Below are 14,702 nucleotides of genomic sequence, written 5' to 3'. Positions count from 1 at the left end.
CGCGTCATGCCATGTTCACCATGATGGTCTTCTTGTGCGTGAAGTGCTCCAGCATCGCCTCCAGCGAGGCTTCCTTGCCGAGGCCGCTGCTCTTCACGCCGCCATAGCTGAGATTCGCCTGCACCACGAGGTTCTGGTTGATCTGCACCAGCCCTGCCTCCAGCCGGTGCGCGAGGTCGAGGCCCACCTTGAGGTTGTTGGTCCAGAGCGAGGCGGCCAGGCCGTATTCGCTGTCATTCGCCTCGGCCAGCACGATTTCCGGGTCGTCGAAGGGCTGGATCACGGTGACGGGGCCGAAGATCTCCTCGCGCACCAGGCGGCTTTCGCCGGTCAGGCCGGTGAAGATGACGGGCTGGATGAACAGCCCCTTGCGCAGCGCCGGATCGGTCGGCATGGCGGAGCAGACATGCGCCGTCGCCCCCGGCGTCGCGGCGCCTTCGGCGATGTAGGCCTTCACCTTCTCCATCTGGCCTTCGCTGACGATGGTGCCGATGTCGGTCTTCTCGTCGAGCGGATCGCCCATGACCATGTTGTTGACCGCCTCCTTCATCGCCGCGACGAAGCGGTCGAAGATCGGGCGCTCGACATAGATGCGGCTGGCGGCCGTGCAGCTCTGCCCCTGGCGCGTGAAGCGCATGGAGGTCAGCGCGCCGGAGACGGTCTTGTCGAAGTCGCAGTCGGCGAAGACGATCATCGGCGACTTGCCGCCGAGCTCCAGCGTGACGGGGATCAGCTTCTCCGCCGCGGCCTTGGCGACGATCTTCCCGGTCTCGACGGAGCCGGTGAAGGTCACCTTGCGCACCTGCGGATGCGTCACCAGCGGCGCGCCGCATTCCGGCCCGAAGCCGCTGACCATGTTGAACACGCCCGGCGGCAGCACGCGGTTCATGATCTCGCAGATCCGCAGCACGGCGAGCGGCGCCTCCTCCGCGCTCTTCACCACCACGGCGTTGCCGGCCACCAGCGCGGGCGCGACCTTCAGCGCCATCAGCAGCATCGGCACGTTCCACGGGATGATGGCGCCGACCACGCCGAGCGGCTCGCGCACCGTCACGGAAAGCACGTTCGGCGCGAAGGGCACGCTCTCGCCCTTCAGCTCGGAACCGAGGCCGCCGAAGAACTCGAAGATGTCGGCCACGACGTTGGCCTCCACCCGCGACTCGGTGCGCAGCGCCTTGCCGGTCTCGAGCGCGATCAGCCGGCCGAGCTCCTCGACATGCGCCTTCAGCGCCGCCGAGCAGGCGTGCACCATCGCGCCGCGCTTGCGGGCGGGCACCTTGGCCCATTCCTTCTGCGCCGCGGCGGCGGAGGCGACAGCGGCATCCACATCGGCCGCGTCGCCCTCCGCGGCGCGGCCGATCTCCGCGCCGGTGGCAGGGTTCACCACGGCGAAGGTCTTGCCGGAGCGCGCCGGAACGTAGCGCCCCCCGATGAAGTGATGGCCGGAAAGTGCGCGCGCCAGCGCAAAACAATCCGCGGTCGGCGCCTCTGGGGTGGGGTGGGGACGGTCGAGCATGGGTTTCCTCCCGCTTCGTCGGGACCTAATAAGCGGCGGCGACAATGCGGCGGCGCGCCGCCCACGGCAATGGCACAAGCCGGGAATGCGCGCACCGGCGGGAGAGGACTGAACGGAATGGTGGAGAAGGCGCCGAGCGGCCCCCTCAGGGGCCTCAGGGTCCTGGACCTTACGCGGGTCCTGGCCGGGCCGACCTGCACGCAGATGTTGGGCGACCTGGGCGCCGAGGTGATCAAGATCGAGCGTCCGGGCGCAGGCGACGATACCCGCGGTTTCGCGCCCCCGATGTGGCCGAACACGAAGGAAAGCGCCTATTTCCTGGGCGTCAACCGCAACAAGAAGTCGCTGACGCTCGACATCGCGGCCGAGGAAGGCCAAGCGATCGTGCACCGGCTGCTCGAGACCTGCGACATCCTGGTGGAGAACTTCAAGGTCGGCGCTCTGGCCAAGTACGGGCTGGCCTATGACCAGCTGAAGCCGAAATACCAGGGCCTGATCTACTGCTCGATCACCGGCTTCGGCCAGACCGGCCCCTATGCGCCGCGCCCCGGCTATGATGCGCTGATCCAGGGCATGGGCGGCGTGATGAGCCTGACCGGCGAGCCCGACGGCCTGCCGCAGAAGGTGGGCGTGCCGGTGGCCGACCTGTTCGCCGGCCTCTACGGCTGCATCGGCATCCTCGCGGCGCTCCGCCACCGGGAGCGCACCGGGATCGGCCAGCAGATCGACATCGGCATGCTGGACACCTCCGTCGCCTGGCTGGCGAACCAGGGCATGAACTACCTCGCCACCGGGGAGAACCCGCCCCGGCTCGGCAACCAGCACCCGAACATCGCGCCCTACCAGGTCTTTCCGACGAGCGATGGCCATATCGTGCTCTCGGTCGGCAACGACCCGACCTTCGAGCGGTTCTGCAAGTCCTTCGGCTGCGAGCATCTGCTGGCCGACGAGCGCTTCCAGACCAACGCGGCCCGCGTGGCGAACCGCCAGGCGGTGACCGATGCGCTGACGCCGGTGATGCAGTCGAGGAGTACCGCCGAATGGGTGGCGGCGCTGGAGGCGCAGAAGATCGGCTGCGGGCCGATCAACAAGCTCTCCGACGTCTTCGCCGACCCCCATGTGCAGGCCCGTGGCTGCGTGGTGGAGCTTGAGCACGCCTCGGGCGAGGCGGTGAAGGTGATCGCCAACCCGGTGCGCCTCTCCGCCACGCCGCCCGACTACCGTGTGCCGCCGCCGCTGCTCGGCGAGCATTCGGAGGAGGTGCTCTCCGGCCTGCTCGGCATGACCGCGGAGGAGGTGGCGGCGCTGAAGGAGAAGGGCGTCGTCTGATCCGGTCCAGGGAGGCGTGCCGATGACCCCGCGCCAGCACCGCCTCCGCTACCTGCTCGCCGGCGGTTTCCATGAACTCGCCTGGACCGAATGGGGCCCGGCCGAAGGTGCGCCGGTGGTCTGCGTGCATGGGCTGACGCGTACGGGGCGCGATTTCGACGAGCTGGCGCAGGCACTCGCCGCGCGCGGCCGGCGCGTGCTCTGCCCGGATCTGCCCGGGCGCGGCGCATCCGCCTGGCTGCCGGAGCCGATGCTCTACACGCCGCCCTGCTACGTCGTCGCGCTGGCGCATCTGCTGGCGCGGCTGGAAGGGCCGGTGGACTGGGTCGGCACCTCGCTGGGCGGCATCTGCGGCATGATGGTCGCCGCCGGCGCCAACACCCCGCTGCGCCGGCTGGTGCTGAACGATATCGGCAGCCGGATCCCGGCCGAAGCGGTGTCGCGCATCGCCGGCTATGTGAAGCTGCCGCTCGCCTTCGACGCGATCGAGGCGCTGGAGGCGCATCTGCGCCAGGTCCACGCGCCCTTCGGCCAGCTGACCGACGCGCAGTGGCGCCACCTAGCGGAGACCAGCGCGCGCCGTCTGCCCGATGGCAGGCTTGGCCTGCATTACGACCCCGCCATCGGCATCCCCTTCGAGGCCGGCGAGACCGGCGCGGTGGAACTCGGCGCCGTCTGGCAGCGTGTGGCGGTGCCGGTGCTGCTGCTGCGCGGCGCCGAGAGCGACATCCTCGATGCTGCGACCGCGCGGGAGATGGCCGCGAAGCCGGGGGTGGAACTGGTGGAATGGCCCGGTGTCGGCCACGCCCCGGCGCTGATGGACCAGGCGCAAATCGCCCGCGTCAGCGCCTTCCTGGAGGGGCGCGGCTGAACGGTTCCGGCGCGGTCGCGACCAGCGCCGCGCGGGCGCTCATCGGCGCCTGCGTCGCGGTGGCGCCGCCCGCGGGCCCGCCCCGCGTGCCGCGCGATGGTGGAAGGCGAGCAGCGCCATCCAGCCCGACAGGGCCACCGCCAGCACAATGAGGCTCGGCAGCACGGCGTCGAGCCGGGCCCAGCCCGGGCTCGGCACCCAGAGCCCGATGACGAGGTCCGGCGCGGCGACCAGGCTGCGCCGCGCCAACGCCTGACGTGCCGCGCGGACCTCGCGATCCTCGGACAGTGTGCGGAGCAGGCCACCGGGCGCGGCCCAGTGTGCGGTGCCGGCCGGACGCACGCTGACGATGGAGGGCTCGCCCTCCACCGCGACGACGCGCACGGGTTGCTCCGGCGTCCAGCCGGGCGGCACGATGGGAACGACGGCATAGGTGAAGAAGCTGTTGCTCAACTGCGGCAAGTTGCCCGCAGTGGAGACACCGCCGCGGCGAGCGCGGCCGCTCGGGACGTATTCCCCGATCGTCACCGTCTGCTGCAGGTCAATGCGCGGCATGGCGCCGTCGGTGAAGACGAAGCCGGCGGCCAGCGAACGCGCCGGCGCGTGCGCAGCCGCGACGCGCTGGATCGGGCCGAGCGCCTGCCCCTCCGCGACGACCACCGCGGCAAGCGGTGCGATGGCGAGCAGGATCAGCCCGGCCACCATGGTCGGCATGGCATTGCGGCGGATGGACAGGATCGCGACGACGATGCCGCCGATGCCGCCGCAGATGACGATGGCGCCCACCACCGCCTCCTCGGTGCCGGCGAAGCGCAGCCCGATCCCGAGCAGCACCGGCAGCACGAGGGCGGCGGCGCCATAGGCGACGGCGCGGGGGAACGGAAGAGGCGCGTCCATGCCGGCCGCTTGGTCCTGGTCGGGGAAGCCGGCGATGCAACGTTGCGCACCCGCTTGTGTCAACCGCGCCGGGCCGGCGGGCTTGCGCCACATCAGGGCGCCACCGCACCACGGGTCATAGCGTTGCGGCCTGGGTCAACCCGGGAAGGAGGATCTCATGGCAAGCTTGGACGGCAAGGTGGCGCTGATCACGGGCGGGGCGCGCGGGATGGGCGCGGCGGAGGCGCGGCTCTTCGTGGCAGAGGGCGCGAAGGTGGTGCTCACCGACATCCTTGAGGCGGAGGGCCGTGCGCTCGCCGGGGAACTCGGCGCAGCCGCGCGTTTCCTGCGCCACGACGTGGGCAGCGCCGGCGACTGGGCGGCGGCGGTGCGCGCGGCGGTTGAGGGCTTCGGCGGGCTCGACGTGCTGGTGAACAATGCCGGCATCTACCAGCCGGCGAGCCTGGCCGATACGAGCCTCGAGCTGTTCGAGAAGATCTGGCGGGTGAACCAGCTCGGCGTGTTCCTCGGCATGCAGGCCGCGGCGCCGGCGATGCGGACGCGCGGCGGGGGCTCCATCGTCAACATCTCCTCGATCGCGGGGCTGCGCGGCTTCCCCGGCGCGCTCGCCTATGTCGGCACGAAATGGGCGGTGCGGGGGATGACCAAGACGGCGGCGACCGAGCTTGCGGCGGACCGGATCCGGGTGAACTCCGTGCATCCCGGGCTGATCGAGACGCCGATGATCGCGGCCAACACCGCCGAGACCAACGCCGCGGTGGTCGCCGGCACGCCGCTGAAGCGCGCCGGAACGCCGGAGGAGGTGGCGAGGCTCGTCGCCTTCCTCGCCTCCGAGGAGGCCAGCTACATCACCGGCGCGGAGGTTGCGATCGACGGCGGATGGACGGCCTGAGCACGGCTTCCGACGGCTTCACGCCTTCAGGCGGCGTGCGATGAAGCCGGGCGGCGCCTCCTCCTCCGGCTTCAGCCGGCCGAGGCGCTGCTTCACGCCCTGCCACCAGGAGAGCGCATGCGCGGGCGGGGCGGGGAGGGCGGGCAGCGCGGCGCGCTCCCCCGCCGGGAGCAGCTTCAGGCGCGCGGCGCGCACGCGCTGAAGCCGCCACCAGGCGAGGTTCTCCTCCTCGCCGGGTTCGGCGTGGCGGAAGGCGAGCAGCGCCTCCACCTCTGCGCGTTGCAGGCGCAGCGCCGCCACCGCCGGGGCCTCCGGGTTGTCTGGGGCGCCGTGCCAGGGGCGGCGCAGCGCGCCGGGCTCAACCACGCCGCAGGATCTGTGCGGCCTCCACGGCGAAGTAGGTCAGCACGCCGTCGCAGCCGGCGCGCTTGAAGCCGAGCAGGCTCTCCATCATCGCCTTTTCGTGATCGAGCCAGCCATTCTGCACGGCGGCCATGATCATCGCGTATTCGCCGCTCACCTGATACGCGAAGGTCGGCACACGGAAGGACTCCTTCACGCGGCGGCAGATGTCGAGATAGGGCATGCCGGGCTTGACCATCACCATGTCCGCGCCCTCCGCGAGGTCGAGCGCCACCTCGCGCAACGCCTCGTCGGAATTGGCAGGGTCCATCTGGTAGGTCTTCTTGTCGCCCTTCAGCGCGCCGCCCGATCCCACCGCATCGCGGAACGGGCCGTAGAAGGCGGAGGCGTATTTCGCGGCATAGCTCATGATCCGCGTGTGGATCAGGCCATGGGAATCGAGGGCCGCGCGAATGCGGCGGATGCGGCCATCCATCATGTCGGAGGGCGCGATGACGTCGATGCCGGCCTCGGCCTGGATCACCGACTGCACCGCCAGGATCTCCACCGTCTCGTCATTCGCCACGTAGTGGCCGCCGGGACCCTCGCGCAGAACGCCGTCATGGCCGTGATCGGTGTAGGGGTCGAGCGCCACGTCGCCGACCAGGCCGAGTTCGGGAAATTCGCGCTTCAGCAGCCGCGCGGCGCGGCACATCAGGTTCTCGGGATTCTTCGCCTCGGTGCCCTCGGCGTCCTTCTTCTCGGCCGGCGTCGCGGGGAACAGCGCGATGGCGGGCACGCCGAGTCTTGCCGCCGGCGCGACATGCGCCGCGAGACGATCGAACGTGACGCGTTTCACGCCGGGCATGGAGGCGACATCCGTCTCGGTGTCCGTGCCCTCGATGACGAAGATCGGCCAGATCAGGTCGTCCACGGAAAGCCGGTTCTCCGCCACCAGACGGCGCGTGAAGCCGTCCACCCGGTTGCGGCGCATGCGGATGGCCGGGAAGGCGCCGGGCTGCGCCGGGCCTTCCCCTGAAACGGGACTGCGCTTCTCGAATGCGTTCATGCGGCTGCCGCCTTCAGCGCCTGGTCGAGATCGGCGAGGATGTCGTCGATGTGCTCGATGCCGATGGACAGGCGCACATAGCCCGGCGTCACGCCGCTCGCCGCCTGCTCCTCCACCGAAAGCTGGCTGTGGGTGGTGGTGGCGGGATGGATCGCCAGGCTGCGCGCATCGCCGATATTGGCGACGTGGTAGAACATCTTCAGCGCCTCGATGAATTTCCGCCCGGCCTCGGCTCCCGCCTTCAGCTCGAAGCCCATCAGGCTGCCATAGCCGCCCTTGAGCGCCGCGTCGGCCCGCCGCTTCGCCTCGCCCTCCATCAGCGAGGGATGGATCACCTTCGCCACCGCCGGGTGCTCGGCGAGATAGGCCGCGACCTTCAGCGCATTGGCGCAATGGCGCTCCATCCGCAGCGGCAGCGTCTCCAGCCCCTGCAGCGTCAGGAAGGCGTTCATCGGCGCCATCGGCGCACCGAGGTCGCGCAGCAGGATCACCCGCATGCGGATGATGTAGGCGATCGGGCCGAGCGGCTTCACCGCCTGCGTCCACACCGCGCCATGGTAGCTGGGATCGGGCTTGTTCAGCGTCGGGAAGCGCTCGGCATGGGCTTCCCAGTCGAAATTACCGCCATCCACCACCACGCCGCCGATGCTGGTGCCGTGCCCGCCGATCCACTTCGTCGTCGAGTGCATCACCACCGCGGCGCCCAGCGCCAGCGGCTTGCACAGCACCGGCGCGGCGGTGTTGTCCATGATCAGCGGCACGCCGAGCCTGCGGCCGATGGCCGCCACTTCCGCGATCGGGAAGACCTGCAGCTTCGGGTTGGGCAGCGTCTCGGCGTAATAGGCACGGGTGCGGGAATCCGTGGCGCGGGCGAAGGCCTCGGGGTCGGCAGGGTCCGCGAAGCGCACCTCCACGCCCATCTGCTTCAGCGTGTTGGCGAACAGGTTCCAGGTGCCGCCATAGAGGTCGGTGGAGGAGACGATGTTGTCCCCCGCCTCGCAGAGATTGAGGATGCAGAAGGTGGTTGCCGCCTGGCCCGAGCCGAGCGCCAGCCCCGCCACGCCGCCTTCCAGCGCTGCGACGCGCTTCTCCAGCACGTCCACGGTGGGGTTCATGATGCGGGTGTAGATGTTCCCCAGCTCCTGCAACGCGAACAGCCGCTGGGCGTGGCCCGTGTCCTGGAACTGGAAGGAGGTGGTCTGATGGATCGGCACCGCGACCGAGCCGGTGGAAGGATCGGCGCGCCAGCCGGCATGGAGCGCGATGGTCTCGGGGTTGCTGCTCTCGGTCATGCTGGCCAATTCCTCCGGGGGTGTCGTCGACCATTGGTTGCACGGCGGGGCGGCGGGCGCCAAGCGGTGCCGCCGCACTTGGTCAGCCATGCTCCAGCGGCCGCCCGGCGCCGCATCGCCATGCTCCGGCGGGCGCGCCCCGGGGAAAGCCAGCGCCGCGAGGCGGCTCCGCCCGCCGGGCGAGGCGCAGGCCTGCGCGGCCAACCGGGTTGCCGCCATGCGCCCTGACCCGGCCCTCACGCGGCGGAGGGCGTTGACCCAGTCCTTATGGTAGCGGTTCCGGCCGCCCACGGACCATGGTATCCCCCGCGCCATGACCCCGCAGGACATCCCGGTCGCGCTCGGTTCCGACCACGCAGGCATCGCACTCAAGGCGACGCTGCGCGAGATGCTGGAAGCCGCCGGCCACAAGACTCTCGACATGGGCACCAACAGCCCGGAGAGCGTGGACTACCCCGATTTCGCCAACGCCGTCGCCGCCGCCGTGCTGGAAGGCCGTGCCCGCTTCGGCGTGCTGGTCTGCGGCACCGGCATCGGCATCTCGATCGCCGCCAACCGCCACCCCGGCATCCGCTGCGCCCTGGTGCATGACACCACCGGCGCCCGCCTTTCGCGCGAGCACAACGATGCCAATGTCATGGCCGTCGGCGCGCGCGTCACTGGCCCAGAGGTGGCGCTCGATGCGCTGCGCGCCTTTCTCGCCACCCCCTTCGGCGGCGGCCGGCACGAGCGCCGGGTCCGCAAGCTCACCCCAGACTGGAGCCCGCGCCCATGAACGATGCCTCCCCCGCGGTGATCCCGGCGCGCTTCTTCTCCGCCTCCGTCGCCGAGACCGACCCGGAGCTCGCCGCCGCCATCGGCCTGGAACTCGGCCGCCAGCAGGACGGCATCGAGTTGATCGCCTCCGAGAACATCGTCTCCCGCGCCGTGCTGGAAACCCAGGGCAGCGTGCTGACGAACAAATACGCCGAGGGCTATTCCGGCCGGCGCTACTATGGCGGCTGCGAATTCGTGGACATCGCCGAGACGCTGGCGATCGAGCGGGTGACGAAGCTGTTCGGCTGCGGCTTCGCGAATGTGCAGCCGCATAGCGGCGCGCAGGCCAACCAGGCGGTGTTCCTCGCCCTGCTGCAGCCGGGCGACACCTTCATGGGCCTCGATCTCGCCGCCGGCGGGCATCTGACCCATGGCGCGCCGGCCAACCTCTCCGGCAAGTGGTTCAAGCCGGTGCCCTATACGGTGCGTCGCGAGGACCAGCGCATCGACATGGCGGAAGTCCGCCGTATCGCGCTGGAGGCGAAGCCGAAGCTGATCATCGCCGGCGGCTCGGCCTATGCGCGCACCTGGGACTTCGCCGCCTTCCGCGCCATCGCCGACGAGGTCGGCGCCTATTTCATGGTGGACATGGCGCATTTCGCCGGCCTGGTTGCGGGCGGGGCGCATCCCTCGCCCATCCCGCATGCGCATGTGGTGACCACCACCACCCACAAGACGCTCCGCGGGCCGCGCGGCGGGCTGATCCTGACGAACGACGAGGCACTGGCGAAGAAGTTCAACAGCGCGGTGTTCCCTGGCCTGCAGGGCGGGCCGCTGATGCATGTGATCGCCGCCAAGGCGGTCGCCTTCGGCGAGGCGCTGCGCCCCGAATTCCGCGCCTATGCCCGCCAGGTGGTCGCCAACGCCCAGGCGCTGGGCGCGGAGTTGCAGGCACAGGGCCTCGATCTCGTCACCGGCGGCACCGACAACCACCTGGTGCTGGTGGATCTCCGCCCGAAGAAGCTGACGGGGAAGGTCGCGGAGGGCGGGCTGAACCGCGCGCACCTCACCTGCAACAAGAACGCCATCCCCTTCGACCCGGAGAAGCCGATGGTGACCTCCGGCATCCGTCTCGGCAGCCCGGCGGCGACCACACGCGGCTTCGGCGAGACGGAGTTCCGCCAGGTGGCGAAGCTGATCGGCGAGGTGCTGGACGGCCTCGCCGCCGCCAACGCGCCGGACGGCAACAGCGCCGTCGAGGCCAGCGTGAAGGCGCGGGTGCTGGAGATGTGCAGGCGTTTCCCGATCTACGCCTGAGCATCTACGCCTGAGCCGGGCCGAAAACCCAAGATAGGGCGTTCCAATCCTCCCCCGCCCGCAATATATGGATGGGCAGGAGGGGCCCGATGCGCTGTCCTTTTTGCGGAAACGAGGACACGCAGGTGAAGGACAGCCGTCCGGCGGATGACGGCGCCTCGATCCGCCGGCGTCGTTCCTGTTCGGCCTGCGGCAATCGCTTCACCACCTTCGAGCGGGTGCAGCTGCGCGAGCTGACGGTCATCAAGACCGATGGCCGCCGCGTGCCCTTCGACCGCGACAAGCTCGCGCGCTCCGTCCGCATCGCGCTGCGCAAGCGCCCCTTCGACGAGGAACGCATCGAGCGCATCGTCAACGGCATCCAGCGCCGGCTTGAAGTCGAGGCGGATTCCGAAGTCACCAGCCGCCGCATCGGCGACGTGGTGCTGGACACGCTGCGCGACGTGGACCAGGTGGCCTATGTGCGCTTCGCCTCGGTCTATCAGAACTTCCGCGAGGCGAAGGATTTCCAGGCGCTGCTGGGGAAGATCGACGCATCCTGACCGCCGGGGCCTTCCGCCCGGCGGCGCGCTGCGCCAAGTAACGCAGATGTGCCGCGCCACCGCCGGTTGAGACCGTGCCCGACCCCGCCGAGGACCTCGCCCACATGCAGGCCGCGCTGGCGCTCGCGCGCCGTGGCCTCGGCAATGTCTGGCCGAATCCCTCGGTCGGCTGCGTCATCGTGCGGGACGGCGCCGTGGTCGGCCGTGGCTGGACGCAACCCGGCGGACGCCCGCATGCCGAAACGGAGGCATTGCGCCGCGCCGGAGATCTCGCCCGCGGCGCCACCGCCTATGTCACGCTCGAGCCCTGCTCGCATTTCGGGCGCACGCCGCCCTGCTCCAACGCCCTGATCGCCGCGGGCGTCGCGCGCGTGGTCTGTGCGATGCGCGATCCCGACGCCCGCGTGGATGGCCGCGGGTTCGCCATGCTGCGCGCGGACGGGATCGAGGTGGTCGAAGGCGTGCTGGAAGCCGAGGCGCAGGCCATCAATGCCGGCTTCGCCCGCCGCATCCGCGAGGGTCTGCCGCTGGTCACCCTGAAGCTCGCCACCACCCTCGACGGCCGCATCGCGACTGCGACGGGGGAGAGCAAGTGGATCACCGGCCCCGCCGCCCGGCGGGAGGCGCATGCGATGCGCGCCCGGCACGATGCCGTCCTGGTCGGCTCCGGCACTGCGCTGGCTGATGACCCGGACCTGACCTGCCGGCTGCCGGGCGCCACCCCTCGCCAGCCGCTGCGCGTGGTGGCGGACGCCAGGCTCCGCACCCCACCCAGCGCGCGCCTGGTCGCCACCGCCCGGCAGCACCCGACCCTGCTCGTCACCATCCCCGGCCATCCGCCGACCGCCCGCGCGCCCTACCAGGAGGCCGGCGCGGAGGTGGTGACCGTGGCGCGCGGGGAGGGGGGGCTGAGCCTGCGCGCCCTGCTCCAGGCGCTCGCCCAGCGCGGCGTCACCCGCGTACTGGCCGAGGGCGGCGCCGGAATCGCGGCTGCCCTGCTGCGGGAGGGGCTGGTGGACCGCCTTGCCTGGTTTCATGCACCATCGGTGATGGGCGGCGACGGAATGCCCGCCGCCTACCCCCTGCCGGTGGACGTGCTGGCCGCCATGCCCAGATTCCGCCGCGTCGCCGCGCGCCCGCTCGGGGATGACTGGCTTACCGAATTCGAGAGAGGGCCCTGACCCATGTTCACCGGCATCGTCACGGACCTCGGCACGGTGCGCGAGGTGCAGCCGATCGGCGGCGGTCATGACCACCGCCTGATCATCGGCACCTCGCCCGGCTTCCTGGCCGATCCGCCGGTGGCGCTCGGCGCCTCCATCTGCTGCTCCGGCGTGTGTCTGACGGTGGTGGACCTCGGCGGCGACTGGTTCGCGGTGGAGGCCTCGGCCGAGACGCTGTCCAGGACCACGCTCGGCGGCTGGGCGCCGGGGGCGCGGGTGAACCTGGAACGCTCGCTGCGGATGGGCGACGAACTCGGCGGGCACCTCGTCGCCGGCCATGTGGACGGCACCGCCGAGGTGGTCTCCGCCACGCCGGAGAATGGCTCTGTCCGCTGGCGCTTCCGTGCGCCCCGGGCGCTGGCGCCCTATATCGCGCCGAAGGGCTCGATCGCGATCGATGGCTGTTCGCTGACGGTGAACGATGTGGCGGGCGACGAATTCGGGGTGAACATCATCCCGCACACCACCAGCATCACCACCTTCGGCCTGCTGCAGCCAGGCGGGCGCGTGAACCTCGAGATCGACATGATGGCGCGCTACGTGGCGCGCCTCCGGGAGTACCAGCGGTGAACGTCGAGACCATCCGCACCAGCTTCGCCGAATTCCTCAGCCCCGCCGAGGAGCTGCTGGAAGAGGCGCGCCGCGGCCGCATGTTCATCCTGGTGGATGACGAGGACCGCGAGAACGAGGGCGACCTGGTCATCCCCGCGCAGTTCGCCACGCCGGATGCGATCAACTTCATGGCCCGCCACGCCCGCGGGCTGATCTGCCTGGCGATGACCCGCGGGCGGGTGGAGCAGCTCGGCCTGCCGCTGATGGCGCAGTCCAACGGCACGCGACACCAGACCGCCTTCACCGTCTCCATTGAGGCGCGCGACGGCGTCACCACCGGCATCTCGGCCGCCGACCGCGCGCGCACCATCGCGGTGGCCATCAACCCGGAGCTGGGGCGCGAGCACATCTGCACGCCCGGTCATGTCTTCCCCCTCGTCGCGCGCGATGGCGGCGTGCTGGTGCGCGCGGGGCATACCGAGGCGGCGGTGGATTTCGCCCGCCTCGCCGGCCTCAACCCGGCCGGCGTGATCTGCGAGATCATGAACGACGACGGCACCATGGCGCGCATGCCGGACCTCGTCGCCTTCGCCCAGCGCCACGGCCTCAAGCTCGGCACCATCGCCGACCTGATCGCGCATCGGCGCCGGACGGAACGGCTGGTGCGTCGTGTCGAGGAAGGCAGCGTCGAGGGGATCGGCGGCACTTGGCGCGTCATCGTCTATGCCTCCACGCTGGATCATGGCGAGCACCTGGCGCTGGTGAAGGGTGACCTCACGGGCGCCGCGCCGCCGCTGGTGCGGATGCACGCCGCCTCCATGCTGCGCGACCTGGTCGCAGGCCGCGCGGAGCATGAGCTGCACAACGCCATGCAGGCGATCGCCGATGAGGGTCGCGGCGTCGTGGTGCTGCTGCGGGACTGGCGGGCGGATGGCCTTTCCCAGACAATCCGCGCGCGGCGCGAGCGGCGGGCGGCGGCGCCCGAGCTGCGCGACTATGGCATCGGCGCGCAGATCCTCGCCGATCTGGGCTTGCGCGAGATCATCCGCCTGTCCGACAACCCGCGCCCCGTGGTGGGTCTCGAGGGCTACGGCCTGACGGTGGTCGAGACCCGGCCGATCCCGAAGGATGCGACGTGAGCACCAAGGACTCCCCCGAGCGCGACATGGAGAGGCTGGCAGGGCCGCCGCCACATGTGCTCATCATTCAGGCGCCCTACTACGCCGATGTGGTCGGTGGCATGCGGCAGGGCGCGCTGCGCGTGCTCGACGCTGCCGGCGCGACCGGGGAGGTGGTGGACGTCGCCGGCGCCTATGAGCTGCCGGCGGCGCTGCGCATGGCGCTGCGCGCCGGCAAACATGAGGGCTTCCTGCTGCTCGGCTGCGTCGTGCGCGGCGAGACCGACCACTACACCTTCATCTGCCAGGCGGTCTGCCAGGGCGTCATGGACATTTCGGCCGAAACCGGCGTGCCGCTCGGCTTCGGGCTGCTGACGGTGGACACGCTCGACCAGGCGGTGGCGCGCTCGCGCGACGACCGGATGAACAAGGGGGCGGAGGCGGCGCATGCGCTGCTCGGCCAGCTGCGCCTCGCACGGCGGATTGCGGCATGAGCGGGCGCAAGGTGGGGGCAGGCCGGCCGCGGACCGGCGCGCGCGTCGCCGCCGTGCAGGCGCTGTTCCAGTCCGAGCAGGCGGGCGAGAGCCCGGAGACGGTGATCGACCAGTTCATCCGTCATCGCCTCGGCCCCAACGACCGCGAGGAGAGCTTCGGCGAGGGACGCGTGCCAGATGCCGATGTCCGCCTGTTCGCCCGCCTGGTGCGCGGCGCCGCCGGCAATATCGAGGCGATCGACGCGGCACTGGCCGGGGTGCTGGCGAAGGACTGGCCGCTCGAGAAGCTCGATCCCGTGCTGCGCGCCCTCCTGCGGGCTGCCTGCGCCGAGCTGATGGCGCCGCACGACCCGCCGATGCGCGTGGTGATCAACGAATACCTCGACATCGCGCACGGCTTCTTCGTCGGCGATGAGCCGAAATTCGCCAATGGCGTGCTGGAGGCGCTGGCCCGGCGCTTCCGGGCGGATGAATTCGCCCGGCCGGGCTGAA

At 70.8% G+C, this 14,702-nt stretch carries 16 protein-coding genes; 11 read left to right on the top strand and 5 right to left on the bottom strand.

Annotation, left to right across the window (positions count from 1 at the left end; genetic code table 11):
• Positions 1-4: 4 nt before the first annotated feature.
• Positions 5-1,516 carry an aldehyde dehydrogenase family protein gene (locus tag ACESM1_RS06355; RefSeq protein ID WP_372618789.1) on the bottom strand — a complete coding sequence of 504 codons (1,512 nt, stop codon included), beginning with the start codon at positions 1,514-1,516 and terminating at the stop codon, positions 5-7.
• 117 nt (positions 1,517-1,633) lie between these two features.
• Between ACESM1_RS06355 and ACESM1_RS06350 the strand changes: the two genes are divergently transcribed.
• Together ACESM1_RS06350 and ACESM1_RS06345 are read left to right on the top strand one after the other, a co-directional pair.
• On the top strand, positions 1,634-2,845 hold the full coding sequence (locus ACESM1_RS06350) for a CaiB/BaiF CoA transferase family protein (RefSeq protein WP_372618787.1): 1,212 nt from the start codon (positions 1,634-1,636) through the stop codon (positions 2,843-2,845).
• Positions 2,846-2,867: 22 nt separating this feature from the next.
• Positions 2,868-3,716, top strand: a complete 849-nt coding sequence (locus ACESM1_RS06345) for an alpha/beta fold hydrolase (RefSeq protein WP_372618786.1) — start codon at positions 2,868-2,870, stop codon at positions 3,714-3,716.
• Positions 3,717-3,755: 39 nt separating this feature from the next.
• On the opposite strand, the gene ACESM1_RS06340 is transcribed toward ACESM1_RS06345, so the two are convergent.
• Positions 3,756-4,613: a hypothetical protein gene (locus tag ACESM1_RS06340; RefSeq protein ID WP_372618784.1), complete on the bottom strand. Its 858-nt coding sequence runs from the start codon at positions 4,611-4,613 to the stop codon at positions 3,756-3,758.
• Between the two features lie 157 nt (positions 4,614-4,770).
• Between ACESM1_RS06340 and ACESM1_RS06335 the strand changes: the two genes are divergently transcribed.
• A complete protein-coding gene (locus ACESM1_RS06335) occupies positions 4,771-5,505 on the top strand; it encodes a glucose 1-dehydrogenase (protein WP_372618782.1) in 735 nt (244 codons plus the stop codon).
• Positions 5,506-5,523: 18 nt separating this feature from the next.
• Here ACESM1_RS06335 and ACESM1_RS06330 read toward each other — a convergent pair whose 3' ends face one another.
• The 3 genes from ACESM1_RS06330 to ACESM1_RS06320 are packed head-to-tail and all read right to left on the bottom strand — an operon-like array spanning position 5,524 to position 8,208.
• Positions 5,524-5,871: a hypothetical protein gene (locus ACESM1_RS06330; protein ID WP_372618780.1), complete on the bottom strand. Its 348-nt coding sequence runs from the start codon at positions 5,869-5,871 to the stop codon at positions 5,524-5,526.
• Positions 5,864-6,916, bottom strand: coding sequence for a porphobilinogen synthase (gene hemB, locus ACESM1_RS06325; protein ID WP_372618778.1), 1,053 nt, complete (start codon positions 6,914-6,916; stop codon positions 5,864-5,866). The genes ACESM1_RS06330 and hemB overlap by 8 nt, the downstream gene beginning before the upstream one ends.
• A complete protein-coding gene (locus ACESM1_RS06320; protein ID WP_372618776.1) occupies positions 6,913-8,208 on the bottom strand; it encodes an O-acetylhomoserine aminocarboxypropyltransferase/cysteine synthase family protein in 1,296 nt (431 codons plus the stop codon). Before ACESM1_RS06320 ends, hemB begins: the two co-directional genes overlap by 4 nt.
• Before the next feature lie 313 nt (positions 8,209-8,521).
• Here ACESM1_RS06320 and rpiB point away from each other — a divergent pair, with 313 nt between their 5' ends.
• From rpiB to nusB, 8 genes are all read left to right on the top strand, one after another.
• Positions 8,522-8,983 carry a ribose 5-phosphate isomerase B gene (rpiB, locus tag ACESM1_RS06315; protein WP_372618774.1) on the top strand — a complete coding sequence of 154 codons (462 nt, stop codon included), beginning with the start codon at positions 8,522-8,524 and terminating at the stop codon, positions 8,981-8,983.
• Positions 8,980-10,281, top strand: coding sequence for a serine hydroxymethyltransferase (gene glyA / locus ACESM1_RS06310; RefSeq protein ID WP_372618772.1), 1,302 nt, complete (start codon positions 8,980-8,982; stop codon positions 10,279-10,281). The genes rpiB and glyA overlap by 4 nt, the downstream gene beginning before the upstream one ends.
• A gap of 89 nt (positions 10,282-10,370) precedes the next feature.
• A complete protein-coding gene (nrdR, locus tag ACESM1_RS06305; RefSeq protein ID WP_372618770.1) occupies positions 10,371-10,823 on the top strand; it encodes a transcriptional regulator NrdR in 453 nt (150 codons plus the stop codon).
• A gap of 74 nt (positions 10,824-10,897) precedes the next feature.
• A complete protein-coding gene (ribD, locus tag ACESM1_RS06300) occupies positions 10,898-12,004 on the top strand; it encodes a bifunctional diaminohydroxyphosphoribosylaminopyrimidine deaminase/5-amino-6-(5-phosphoribosylamino)uracil reductase RibD (protein ID WP_411278359.1) in 1,107 nt (368 codons plus the stop codon).
• A 3-nt stretch (positions 12,005-12,007) separates the two neighbouring features.
• The gene (locus ACESM1_RS06295; RefSeq protein WP_372618767.1) at positions 12,008-12,616 is read left to right on the top strand and encodes a riboflavin synthase; all 609 of its coding nucleotides are present in this window, start codon (positions 12,008-12,010) and stop codon (positions 12,614-12,616) included.
• A complete protein-coding gene (gene ribB, locus ACESM1_RS06290; protein WP_372618764.1) occupies positions 12,613-13,737 on the top strand; it encodes a 3,4-dihydroxy-2-butanone-4-phosphate synthase in 1,125 nt (374 codons plus the stop codon). The genes ACESM1_RS06295 and ribB overlap by 4 nt, the downstream gene beginning before the upstream one ends.
• The gene (ribH, locus tag ACESM1_RS06285; protein ID WP_372618762.1) at positions 13,734-14,210 is read left to right on the top strand and encodes a 6,7-dimethyl-8-ribityllumazine synthase; all 477 of its coding nucleotides are present in this window, start codon (positions 13,734-13,736) and stop codon (positions 14,208-14,210) included. The genes ribB and ribH overlap by 4 nt, the downstream gene beginning before the upstream one ends.
• Positions 14,207-14,701 (top strand): transcription antitermination factor NusB, encoded by a 495-nt coding sequence (gene nusB, locus ACESM1_RS06280; protein ID WP_372618760.1) that lies wholly within the window; start codon positions 14,207-14,209, stop codon positions 14,699-14,701. Before ribH ends, nusB begins: the two co-directional genes overlap by 4 nt.
• Position 14,702: the final 1 nt, after the last annotated feature.

It is taken from the genome of Falsiroseomonas sp. (genome assembly GCF_041690465.1).
Classification (GTDB): domain Bacteria; phylum Pseudomonadota; class Alphaproteobacteria; order Acetobacterales; family Acetobacteraceae; genus Falsiroseomonas.
Note: the sequence above shows the minus strand (reverse complement) of the source record. Positions and strands in the feature narration are given on the sequence as shown.

Excerpts from the sequence above, each read along its gene's own strand:
- ACESM1_RS06355 (WP_372618789.1), bottom strand. The coding sequence starts at position 1,516 with ATGCTCGACCGTCCCCACCCCACCCCAGAGGCGCCGACCGCGGATTGT.
- ACESM1_RS06350 (WP_372618787.1), top strand. The coding sequence starts at position 1,634 with ATGGTGGAGAAGGCGCCGAGCGGCCCCCTCAGGGGCCTCAGGGTCCTG.
- ACESM1_RS06345 (WP_372618786.1), top strand. The coding sequence starts at position 2,868 with ATGACCCCGCGCCAGCACCGCCTCCGCTACCTGCTCGCCGGCGGTTTC.
- ACESM1_RS06340 (WP_372618784.1), bottom strand. The coding sequence starts at position 4,613 with ATGGACGCGCCTCTTCCGTTCCCCCGCGCCGTCGCCTATGGCGCCGCC.
- ACESM1_RS06335 (WP_372618782.1), top strand. The coding sequence starts at position 4,771 with ATGGCAAGCTTGGACGGCAAGGTGGCGCTGATCACGGGCGGGGCGCGC.
- hemB (WP_372618778.1), bottom strand. The coding sequence starts at position 6,916 with ATGAACGCATTCGAGAAGCGCAGTCCCGTTTCAGGGGAAGGCCCGGCG.
- ACESM1_RS06320 (WP_372618776.1), bottom strand. The coding sequence starts at position 8,208 with ATGACCGAGAGCAGCAACCCCGAGACCATCGCGCTCCATGCCGGCTGG.
- rpiB (WP_372618774.1), top strand. The coding sequence starts at position 8,522 with ATGACCCCGCAGGACATCCCGGTCGCGCTCGGTTCCGACCACGCAGGC.
- glyA (WP_372618772.1), top strand. The coding sequence starts at position 8,980 with ATGAACGATGCCTCCCCCGCGGTGATCCCGGCGCGCTTCTTCTCCGCC.
- nrdR (WP_372618770.1), top strand. The coding sequence starts at position 10,371 with ATGCGCTGTCCTTTTTGCGGAAACGAGGACACGCAGGTGAAGGACAGC.
- ACESM1_RS06295 (WP_372618767.1), top strand. The coding sequence starts at position 12,008 with ATGTTCACCGGCATCGTCACGGACCTCGGCACGGTGCGCGAGGTGCAG.
- nusB (WP_372618760.1), top strand. The coding sequence starts at position 14,207 with ATGAGCGGGCGCAAGGTGGGGGCAGGCCGGCCGCGGACCGGCGCGCGC.